This window comes from Streptomyces sp. NPDC058955, assembly GCF_042741435.1.
Lineage (GTDB): Bacteria > Actinomycetota > Actinomycetes > Streptomycetales > Streptomycetaceae > Streptomyces.
In genome coordinates this window covers 30,338-40,031 of the sequence record NZ_JBHYKM010000073.1, presented here as the reverse complement: position 1 = coordinate 40,031, position 9,694 = coordinate 30,338, and the positions used below count along the sequence as shown (strand labels likewise).

10 protein-coding genes are annotated in these 9,694 nt (G+C 74.6%); 3 read left to right on the top strand and 7 right to left on the bottom strand.

Annotated elements, in window-relative coordinates; all coding sequences use genetic code 11:
• Positions 1 to 184: 184 nt before the first annotated feature.
• Positions 185 to 1,102 carry a sirohydrochlorin chelatase gene (locus ACFW1I_RS25045; protein ID WP_384673846.1) on the bottom strand — a complete coding sequence of 306 codons (918 nt, stop codon included), beginning with the start codon at positions 1,100 to 1,102 and terminating at the stop codon, positions 185 to 187.
• A 171-nt stretch (positions 1,103 to 1,273) separates the two neighbouring features.
• Positions 1,274 to 2,269: an N-acetylglucosamine kinase gene (locus ACFW1I_RS25040; protein ID WP_384673844.1), complete on the bottom strand. Its 996-nt coding sequence runs from the start codon at positions 2,267 to 2,269 to the stop codon at positions 1,274 to 1,276.
• A gap of 89 nt (positions 2,270 to 2,358) precedes the next feature.
• Here ACFW1I_RS25040 and ACFW1I_RS25035 point away from each other — a divergent pair, with 89 nt between their 5' ends.
• Positions 2,359 to 3,036, top strand: coding sequence for a uracil-DNA glycosylase (locus tag ACFW1I_RS25035; protein ID WP_384673842.1), 678 nt, complete (start codon positions 2,359 to 2,361; stop codon positions 3,034 to 3,036).
• A gap of 34 nt (positions 3,037 to 3,070) precedes the next feature.
• Here the strand turns inward: ACFW1I_RS25035 and ACFW1I_RS25030 are convergent, their stop codons facing one another.
• Both ACFW1I_RS25030 and ACFW1I_RS25025 read right to left on the bottom strand, forming a co-directional pair.
• Positions 3,071 to 4,153, bottom strand: a complete 1,083-nt coding sequence (locus ACFW1I_RS25030) for a WD40/YVTN/BNR-like repeat-containing protein (RefSeq protein ID WP_384673839.1) — start codon at positions 4,151 to 4,153, stop codon at positions 3,071 to 3,073.
• Positions 4,154 to 4,277: 124 nt separating this feature from the next.
• Entirely contained in the window at positions 4,278 to 5,357 is a 1,080-nt protein-coding gene (locus ACFW1I_RS25025; protein ID WP_384673836.1) for an NADH:flavin oxidoreductase/NADH oxidase, read from the bottom strand.
• Positions 5,358 to 5,517: 160 nt separating this feature from the next.
• Here ACFW1I_RS25025 and ACFW1I_RS25020 point away from each other — a divergent pair, with 160 nt between their 5' ends.
• Positions 5,518 to 5,892: an ArsR/SmtB family transcription factor gene (locus tag ACFW1I_RS25020; protein ID WP_384673833.1), complete on the top strand. Its 375-nt coding sequence runs from the start codon at positions 5,518 to 5,520 to the stop codon at positions 5,890 to 5,892.
• Positions 5,893 to 5,905: 13 nt separating this feature from the next.
• On the opposite strand, the gene ACFW1I_RS25015 is transcribed toward ACFW1I_RS25020, so the two are convergent.
• Positions 5,906 to 6,565, bottom strand: a complete 660-nt coding sequence (locus ACFW1I_RS25015) for a DUF305 domain-containing protein (RefSeq protein ID WP_384673830.1) — start codon at positions 6,563 to 6,565, stop codon at positions 5,906 to 5,908.
• A 175-nt stretch (positions 6,566 to 6,740) separates the two neighbouring features.
• Here ACFW1I_RS25015 and ACFW1I_RS25010 point away from each other — a divergent pair, with 175 nt between their 5' ends.
• Positions 6,741 to 8,267: an LVIVD repeat-containing protein gene (locus ACFW1I_RS25010; RefSeq protein ID WP_384673827.1), complete on the top strand. Its 1,527-nt coding sequence runs from the start codon at positions 6,741 to 6,743 to the stop codon at positions 8,265 to 8,267.
• 11 nt (positions 8,268 to 8,278) lie between these two features.
• Here the strand turns inward: ACFW1I_RS25010 and ACFW1I_RS25005 are convergent, their stop codons facing one another.
• Entirely contained in the window at positions 8,279 to 8,896 is a 618-nt protein-coding gene (locus ACFW1I_RS25005) for a TetR/AcrR family transcriptional regulator (protein ID WP_384673824.1), read from the bottom strand.
• Positions 8,897 to 9,028: 132 nt separating this feature from the next.
• A complete protein-coding gene (locus ACFW1I_RS25000; RefSeq protein WP_384673822.1) occupies positions 9,029 to 9,679 on the bottom strand; it encodes a phosphatase PAP2 family protein in 651 nt (216 codons plus the stop codon).
• Positions 9,680 to 9,694: the final 15 nt, after the last annotated feature.

The window sequence follows — 9,694 nt, the reverse complement described above, 5'->3', positions numbered from 1 at the left end:
TCGTCACCTGCGCGATGTCCCGCACCTGACCGGTCAGGTTGTGGAAGGCGTTGTTCACCGAGTCGGGGAGGGCCGTCCAGGTGCCGGCGCGGGCGCGGCCCCGCGCCGGCGCGCCCCGCCGCCCCCCGGCGCCGCCCCCCCCGGGGCGGGGCCGGGGCCCCCCCCTTCCGCGTGGTTCGGGGCGTCAGTGCGCGGGGGCCGCGCCCTGCTGCGGGAGGCCGAGCACGGCCGCGTACTGCGACAGCACCAGCTTGCCGATGGCCGGGTACGCGCCCAGCGCCTCGGCCGCCGGGCAGCCGGCCTCCTTCGACGCCTCGTCGAGCAGGCCCTCGGCCAGCTCCGGGCCGATCAGGTACGGGGCCAGCGCCAGCTGCACCGCGCCCGCCTCGCGCAGCTGCTCGGCCACGGAGGCGATCGAACCCTCCTGGTCGAGCGCGGCGGCCATCACCGGCACGGCGAGCCGGGCGGCGAGCAGCATGCCCGTGATGCCGGCGGCCTGCACGGCCTCCTCGCCGCCCACGGTGGCCAGGACGATGCCGTCCGCGGCCGTGGCGACGGTGAAGAGCCGGGCGCGGTCGGCGCGGGCCAGGCCGGCCTCCGACAGGCGCACGTGCAGCGCCTCGGCGAGCAGCGGGTGCGGGCCGAGCACATCGGTCAGCTCGGCCGTGTTGCCGCTGTCCATCACGGCCTGGCGGATCCGGCGCATCACGGCGCTGTCCGGGCCCGCGAGCAGCGGGACGACGATCGCGGCCGGGCCCTCCGGGGCTCCGACCTCGCGGCCGGCCGCCACGGCGATCCGGTACCGCTCCTCGCGCAGCTCCGCGGCGGCGGTCAGCACGCCGGCGAGCGTCGGGTACTCCTCGCCGTCGCCGTCCAGGAAGCCGATCGCGGCCTCCAGGCCGGGCAGCTCGGACCGGGCGATGCTCACCAGCTCTTCGGCCAGGGAGCGTATGGCGGCCGAGGGCGCGCCGGGGACGGCGAGCACCAGGGCGGGAGCGCCCTCGGGCGCCGCCGCCGGGTCGGGGCGGCGGTGCCGCCCGGACGGGCGGGGGCGCGGCATTCGTACAGGCAGGCCGTTGGCGGGCCCAGTGGGGGTGCTCATGGCGCCGCATGCTACTGGCTTTGCGGACGGGAGCGTTCGGTGAGGTAGGACCCCGCGCCTTCTGCCCCTGTATGTCCGGTCCGCCGGGCGCCGGATCATGGACAGCTCCCCGGCCCGGCCCCTTCGCACGCCTTCGACCAGCGGCGATACCGGCCCGGCGGGGCGGCGCGGTCAGACGATCCGGAGCAGCGCGGGGTCCTCGGGGAGCCGGATCCCGTCCCCGGCGAGCGAGGTGGCCAGCGTCACCGCCCCGTCGAGCGGGTCCCCCGCGGGGGCGACGGCGCGCACCCCGGGCAGCCGCTCCGCGAGCGCCGTCCGCAGCGGTACGAGCAGCGGCTCGCCCAGCCGGAACAGGCCGCCGGTCAGCGCCACCACGGACTCCGGGCCCGGCGGGCAGGCCGCCTCGGCGGCGTCGGCGATGTGCTCCGCGGCCCGCTCCAGGATCGCCGCGGCGACCGGGTCGTCCGCCGCGCGGGCGGCGACCTCCGGGGCGAAGGCGGCGAGTACGGCCGGCCGGTCGGTGCGCGGATAGAGCGCGGCGGGCAGCTCCGCCGCCGGGCCGTGCAGCTCCTCGGCCCGGGCCAGCAGCGCCGCCGAACCGCCGCGCCGGCCGTCGTACGCGCGCATCGCCGCCTCCAGTCCGGCCCGGCCGATCCAGGCGCCGCTGCCGCAGTCGCCCAGCAGATGGCCCCAGCCGTCGGCCCGGCGCCAGGCGGTCAGGTCGGTGCCGAGGGCGATCAGACCGGTGCCGCCGGCGACGACCGCGCCGGGCCGCGCGCCGAGCGCCCCGGCGTAGGCGGTGACGGCGTCGGCGGCGAGCGCGGTCCCGCGCACCCCCCAGGCGTCGGCGAACGCCCCCGGGAGGACCGCCCGCAGCTCCTCGCCGAGCGTGGCCATGCCGGCGGCGCCCACGGCGGCGGCCCGCACCGGGCGCCCCTCCCCGGCGCGGGCCCGCAGCGCGGCGACGGCCGGCAGCACCGACTCCAGGAAGTGGGCGGCGGAGATCCCGCCCGGTCCGGTCCGGACGGGCCCGGGCGCGGCCGCCCGGTCGAGGACCGTGCCGTCGGCGGCCCGGGCGAGGGCGACGCGCAGCCCCGAGCCTCCCGAGTCGATCCCGACGACCACCGCGTCCGCCGACGATCCGGCGTTCTCGCTCCGGGTCTCCACGCTCGCAACCGTCCTCACCGGGTGGGGGTCTGGGGCCCGCAGTCTAGGGCGGAGGGCGTTGTCGGTGTAGGCCGCTAGAGTGACGGACTGTGACTGCGAGACCGTTGAACGAACTGGTGGAGCCCGGCTGGGCCAAGGCCCTGGAGCCCGTCGCGGGCCGGGTGGCCGAGATGGGCGACTTCCTGCGGCAGGAGATCGCCGCGGGCCGGACCTATCTGCCGTCGGGGCCGAACGTCCTGCGCGCCTTCCAGCAGCCCTTCGACGACGTGCGGGTCCTGATCGTGGGTCAGGACCCCTATCCCACCCCGGGGATGGCGATCGGCCTGAGCTTCGCGGTGGCCCCCGAGGTGGAGCAGCTGCCGGCCAGTCTCCTGAACATCTTCTGGGAGATGCACACCGACCTGGGGCACCCGCGCCCCTCCAACGGCGACCTCACGCCGTGGACCCGGCAGGGCGTGCTGCTGCTCAACAGGACGCTGACCACCTCCCCGCGCAACGCGGGCGCCCACCGCAACAAGGGCTGGGAGGAGGTCACCGAGCAGGCCATCCGCGCCCTCGCCGCCCGCGGCAAGCCGCTGGTCTCCATCCTCTGGGGCCGTGACGCGCGCAACGCCCGTCCGCTGCTGGGGAGTCTGCCCGCCGTCGAGTCCGCGCACCCGTCGCCGCGCTCCGCGGACCGGGGCTTCTTCGGCTCCCGGCCGTTCAGCCGGGCCAACGAGATGCTGGCCGCCCAGGGCGCCGAGCCGGTGGACTGGCTGCTGCCCTGAGCGGGTCGCCGACGGGCCGGGGGCGGCGGGGAGTTCAGACCACCGCCGCCCGGACGCAGAGGACGTCGGGCAGGTGCTCGGCGAGGAGCTGCCAGGTGTCGCCGTCGTCGGCGCTGGCGTACACCTCGCCGTTGCGGTTGCCGAAGTAGACGCCCGCCGGGTCGGCGTCGTCCGTGCAGAGCGCGTCGCGGAGCACCGTGCCGTAGTGGTCGCCCTGCGGCAGGCCCTTGTCGAGGGGTTCCCAGCTCGCGCCGGCGTCCGTGGTGCGGTAGACCCGGCAGCGGTGGTCCGCCGGGACCCGGTCGGAGTCGGCGGTGATGGGGAAGACGTAGGCGGTGTCGGGCCGGTGCGGGTGCGCGGCGACGGCGAAGCCGAAGTCGGAGGGGAGCGGTCCGCCGATGTCGGTCCATCGGCCGCCGGCGTCGTCGCTGCGGTAGACGCCCCAGTGGTTCTGGAGGTAGAGCCGGTCCAGGTCGCCCGCGTCCTGCGCGATCTTGTGGACGCACTGGCCGAACTCCGGGTCGGGGTCGGGCAGGAAGACGGCGGAGACGCCCTGGTTGGCCGGGGCCCAGGAGGCGCCGCCGTCCTTGCTGCGGAAGACGCCGGCGGTGGAGACGGCGACGGTGACGGCGTCGGGGTCGCGGCGGTCGGTGACGACCGTGTGCACCGCCTCGCCGCCTCCGCCGGGCACCCACTGGGAGCGGGTCGGGTGCTCCCACAGCGGCCGGACCAGCGCGAAGGACTCGCCGCCGTCCTCCGAGCGGAAGAGGGCGGCCGGTTCGGTGCCCGCGTAGACGACGCCGGGGGAGTGCGCGGGGGCCGGGTGGAGCTGCCAGACGCGCTCCAGGGAGGCGCCGGTGTCCTGGGGGAACCTGACGGCCGGCGCGGGTGGTTCGGTCCAGGTCCGGCCCAGGTCGTCGGAGTGGAAGACGGACGGCCCCCAGTGCGCGCTGTCGCCGCCGACCAGCAGCCGCGGGGTGTCCGGCCGGGTGTCGATGGCCACCGAGTAGACGGCCTGGGCCGGGAAGTGGGGATCGTCGAACTCCCAGCGTCCGTCGTGCCTGCGGCCGATGAAGAGTCCCTTGCGGGTGCCTACGGTGAGAAGTACGTCGGGCATGGGTGCCCACCTCCAGGACGCCGTTGTCACGGATACGGGCCAGTCTGCACCCGGCCACCGACAACGGCGTCCGGAGACACCCCGTGACCCTGTGGTGACGGGGTGTCCCCGGAGTGCGGCGGTCTCAGATCGCCCAGGCGTACTGCGGCGGCGTGAAGGTGGTGGCGCCCAGTTCGCGCGCGGCCCGGCGCGGCCAGGAGGCGTCGCGGAGGAGTTCGCGGCCGAGCAGGACCGCGTCGGCCTCGCCGTTGGCGACGATCTTCTCGGCCTGCTCGGGCTCGGTGATGAGGCCGACGGCGGCGACCGGCAGCCCGGTCTCGGCCCTGACCCGGGCGGCGAACGGCACCTGGTAGCCGGGGCCGACCGGGATCCGCGCGGGGCCGCCGTTGCCGCCGCTGGAGACGTCCAGCAGGTCGACGCCGTGCTCGCGCAGCAGCGCGGCGAAGCGGACCGTCTCGTCCGGGGTCCAGCCCGCCTCCTCCAGCCAGTCGGTGGCGGAGACGCGGAAGAACACCGGCAGTTCCTCGGGCCAGACGGCGCGGACCGCGTCCACGACCTCCAGGGCGAGCCGGGTCCGGTTCTCGAACGAGCCGCCGTAGGAGTCGGTGCGGCGGTTGCTGTGCGGGGAGAGGAACTCGCCGATGAGGTAGCCGTGGGCGCCGTGCACCTCGACGACCTCGAAACCGGCGGCCAGCGCGCGGCGGGCCGCGGCGGCGAACTGCCCGACGATCTCCCGGATCCCGTCCTGGGTGAGCTCGGTCGGCACCGTGTGGCCCTCGTCGAAGGCGAGCGGGCTCGGGGCGACCGGCTGCCACGCCTCCTCGGCGGCGGCGGGGCCGCGGCCGAGCCAGGGGCGCTCGGTGGCGGCCTTGCGGCCGGCGTGGGCGATCTGGATGCCGGGGACGGAGCCCTGGGCCTTCACGAAGGAGGCGATCCGGCGCAGCGCCTCGGTCTGGGTGTCGTTCCACAGGCCCAGGTCGGCGGGGCTGATCCGGCCCTCGGGGGCGACGGCGGTGGCCTCGACCAGGATGAGGCCGGCGCCGCCGGTCGCGCGGGCTCCGTAGTGGGCGAAGTGCCAGTCGTGGGCGACCCCGGCGTTCGGGCCGAAGACCTCCGCCGAGTACTGGCACATCGGGGCCATCCAGACGCGGTTCGGGACGGTCAGCGAGCGGAGGGTGTAGGGCTCGAAGAGGGCGGCGCTCATCGCGGACTCCGTTTCGGGACGACTGGGTCGCCGGACGCGGAGGGCCCGGCGGGATGCTCGTACGATACCCATCGTAGTACGGCGCCTGTCAAACTACGAGAGCTCTCGTACAATGAAGACCGTCCCGGACCGTCCCTCGGGAGAAAGTGGAGCCGCCGCCATGACGACCGCCGCCAGCCCTCGCCTCCTGGAGCACCCGACGCGCGAGGAGATCCGCCTGGAGTCGGTGCTGCACGCCCTCTCGGACGCCGTGCGGCTGCGGATCGTCCGCGAACTGGCCGCCGCCGAGACCGAGCTGAGCTGCTCGTACTTCGTCCTCCCGGTCACCAAGTCGACCACCACCCACCACTTCCGGGTGCTGCGCGAGGCCGGCGTCATCCGGCAGGACTACCGCGGCACGGCGAAGCTCAACGGGCTCCGCCGCGCCGACCTCGACGCGCTCTTCCCCGGCCTCCTCGACACCGTCCTCGCGGCGGCCGGGGCGCAGTCCGCCCGTCAGGACGCGGACGGCGTCCCGGACGCGGCGGGGGCCTGAGCGGCCCGCGCGGTCACAGCGACCGCATCCGGCCGATCTCGGCCGTCTGCTGCGCGATCACGTCGTTCGCCATCTCCTCCACCTGGACGTTGTTGCCCTGGCCGAGCACCTCGGCGGCCATCGTCACGGCGCCCTCGTGGTGCGTCACCATCAGCGTCAGGAACAGCTCGTCGAAGGCCGCGCCCTTCGCCGCCCGCAACTGCGCGAGCTGCGCCTCGGTCGCCATGCCCGGCATCGCGTGATGGTCGTGCGCGCCCTGGTCCCGGGGGCCTCCGTGGGTCTTCAGCCACCCCTCCATGGCGCCGATCTCCGGCTGCTGGGCCGCCGCGATCCGTTCCGCCACCTTCCGGACGGCGTTCGACCCCGCCCGCTCGGGGGCCAGCGCGGTCATCGTCAGGGCCTGGCGGTGGTGGACGACCATCATCTGCACGTACCGGAAGTCGGCGCCGTTCGGCCGCTCGTCGGGGAGCAGGCTCGCCGCCTCCTCCGGCGAGACCCGCCGGGCCGGCTCGCCGGGCCTGCCCGGCACCACGACGGCCGCGGCGCCCCCGGTCGAGGAGGGGTGCGGGTCACCGGCGCCGGAGTCCGACTCGCAGGCGCCCAGGGCGAGTACGGCCAGCGCGGCGAGGGTCGCGGCGACGGCGGAACGCCGGTGGTGGCGGCGGATCAGCAACGGTACCTCCAGGGGGTTTTACGGGTACAGGGGCCGTTCCTAGCAGTTCTTTCCGGGTGGTCGCACAGATTCCTTGATTACATCTGTGTTGCCATCTGTTGGGATGTGCACGCCAAGGAACATACTGCCGGGGTCCAGCACCGTTCAGCTTTGAACGGAAAACACGGAGGACGAGGTGACTTCGTTGCATACCCCGCAGAGTCCACGCTCCCGGTTCAGACGCCTCGGCGCGGCCACCGCCGCGGCCGGCCTCCTGGCGGCGCTGCTCGCCACCGGAACGGCGGTCGCCACCCCCGACCCCGGAGACGCGCCCGTCCAGGCGCCGGTCTCGGTGGAGCAGGCCGCCGAGGCGCGGGCGGCGATCCAGAGCGGCGAGATACCCGGCGTCGACGAGATCGTGAAGACCGACAACATCGAGCTCCTGGCGAACATCCCCAAGGACGCGCTCAAGAGCCTCAACACGGACCTGGCCTTCCAGGGCCGGTACGCCTTCGCCGGCAACTACGACGGCTTCCGGATCTTCGACATCAGCGACCCGAAGGCCCCGAAGACCGTCGCCCAGGTCCTCTGCCCCGGCTCCCAGAACGACATCTCCGTCTCCGGAGACCTCCTCTTCCTCTCCACGGACTCCTCCCGCAGCGACGACTCGTGCGCCAGCACGACGCAGCCCGCCTCCGTCAAGGAGTCCTGGGAGGGCATGAAGATCTTCGACATCAGCGACGTCACGAACCCGAGGTACGTGGCCTCCGTCGAGACCGCCTGCGGCTCCCACACCCACACGCTCCTGCCGCAGCGCAAGGACGTGTACGTGTACGTCTCCTCCTACTCGCCCAACGCGGCCTTCCCCGACTGCCAGCCGCCGCACGACGGCATCTCGGTCATCAAGGTGCCCCGCAAGGCGCCCGAGCAGGCCCGGATCGTCAACTTCCCCGTCCTCTTCCCCGGTGACGGCCCCGACGGCGGCGGCAACCCCGGCGGCCCGACCAACCCGGGCGTCTCCAAGACCACCGGCTGCCACGACATCACCGTGCTGCCCGGCAAGGACCTCGCCGCCGGCGCCTGCATGGGCGACGGCATCCTCTTCGACGTCTCCGACCCCGAGCACCCCCGGGTGATCGACCAGGTCCAGGACAACGTCAACTTCGCCTTCTGGCACTCCGCCACGTTCAACCAGAAGGCGAACAAGGTCGTCTTCACCGACGAGCTCGGCGGCGGCTCCGGCGCCACCTGCAACGCGGCCGTCGGACCGAACCGCGGCGCCAACGGCGTCTACGACATCACCGGCAAGGGCCAGCACCGCAAGCTCGTCTTCCGCAGCTACTTCAAGATCCCGCGCCACCAGGCCGACACCGAGAACTGCGTCGCCCACAACGGCTCGCTGATCCCGGTCAAGGGCAAGGACCTCATGGTCCAGGCGTGGTACCAGGGCGGCATCTCGGTCTGGGACTTCACCGACTCCGCGCACCCGAAGGAGATCGGCTGGTTCGACCGCGGCCCGGTGTCCGCCACCACCCTCACGATCGGCGGCTCCTGGTCCGCCTACTACTACAACGGGCACATCTACTCGAACGAGATCGCCCGGGGCCTCGACGTCCTGAAGATCTCCGACCGCCGCACCGACCCCGCGAAGAAGGTCCGGATGGACGAGCTCAACGTCCAGACCCAGCCGGACTACTTCGAGGACTTCGGCGACCGGGACTGACCCCCGACCCCTCAGAGCATGCCGTCGGGCGGGCCACCGTCCGGCGGCATGCCGCTCTCCCACGCCAGGCCGTACCGGTGGAACAGCTCCGCGCGCAGCCGCGCCACCGGCATCGGCGCGCCCGGCAGCAGCACCGCCACCACCGCGCCCATCAGCAGCGCCCGCAGCAGCGGATAGTCCCGGTCCACGTCCTCGGAGCCGTACCGCTCCACCGTGTCCCGCAGCAGGAAGGCGAGCCGCTGCTGCTCCTCGCAGCGCACGAAGCCCTCGGCCTGGAGGATCCCGGCCATGTGGGTGCGCATCAGCGTCGGCCGGTCCACCGCCAGCCCCAGGATCGCGTCGATCGCCCGCGCCAGCCGCTCGGCGCCGTCCTCGGTGCGCGGCTCGCGCTCCAGCGCCTCCTCCAGCGTGAGGTGCATCAGCCGGTGCACGGCGGACTGGAGCAGCTGGCGCTTGCCGGGGAAGTAGTACGAGACGAGGCCGCGGGCCACCCCGGCCCGCTCCGCGATGTCGCCGAGGGTGGTGGCCTCGTATCCGTGACGCCCGACCAGCTCGACGGTCGCCGCCAGGATCCGCTCCCGGGAACGCCGCCGAAGCTCTTCGTTGACCGATGGGCTACGCGGCGTCATGCTGGGCTCCTGCGTTGACTGGCTCTCGGCCAATATACTCAGCGTGGCCCGCCGCCCCGCCCCCGTGGCGCGACGGCGGGGAGGCCGCCTGCCCTGGGCGACACGGGGGATCGTCCAGGTCGGGTGGCCTCGTCATGTCCCCTCCTCCTCGTCCGGGCCGGGTCCCGCCGGAAGGGGCCGTCGGTCCAGGCTCCGGCGGTACGACAGCACCGCGACGGCCACGCAGCACCAGCCCATCAGCCAGCCGGCCAGGACGTCCGACGGCCAGTGCACGCCCAGATAGAGCCGGGTCCAGCCGACCCCGAGCACCGAGACGACCGCGAGCCCGGCGAGCGTGCCCCAGCCCCGCCACGGCTCCCGTCCGACGAGCGCGGCCACCCACAGCAGCAGCCCGCAGACCACCGCCGCGGTCATCGCGTGCCCCGAGGGGAAGGCGGCGAACGCGGCCGAGTCCACCGGGTCCCGCCACTCCGGCCGGTCCCGGCCGACCAGCGACTTCACCGCCTGCTGCACCCCGGCCGCCGCCACCACCGTCCCGGCCACCCACCAGGCGAGCCGCCGGTGTCCGGACCGCGCGAGCAGCACGACGACGACGAGGGCCAGCGCCCGCAGCGTCCACGGGTCCCACACCCAGTCGCTGAACACCCGGTTGACCCGGGTGAAGCCGGGGTGGGCCACGGCGCTGCGGTGCAGGGCCTCGTCGCCCGCGCGGGCGCGGGTGAGCCCCGGGGCCCCCCCCGCCCCCCCCAGCACCCGCCCCAGCACGGCGAGGCCCCCCCCCACCACCGCGGACTAGAG

Coding starts and splice junctions, on each gene's coding strand:
- ACFW1I_RS25045 (WP_384673846.1), bottom strand. CDS start 1,102: ATGAGCACCCCCACTGGGCCCGCCAACGGCCTGCCTGTACGAATGCCG.
- ACFW1I_RS25030 (WP_384673839.1), bottom strand. CDS start 4,153: ATGCCCGACGTACTTCTCACCGTAGGCACCCGCAAGGGACTCTTCATC.
- ACFW1I_RS25025 (WP_384673836.1), bottom strand. CDS start 5,357: ATGAGCGCCGCCCTCTTCGAGCCCTACACCCTCCGCTCGCTGACCGTC.
- ACFW1I_RS25020 (WP_384673833.1), top strand. CDS start 5,518: ATGACGACCGCCGCCAGCCCTCGCCTCCTGGAGCACCCGACGCGCGAG.
- ACFW1I_RS25005 (WP_384673824.1), bottom strand. CDS start 8,896: ATGACGCCGCGTAGCCCATCGGTCAACGAAGAGCTTCGGCGGCGTTCC.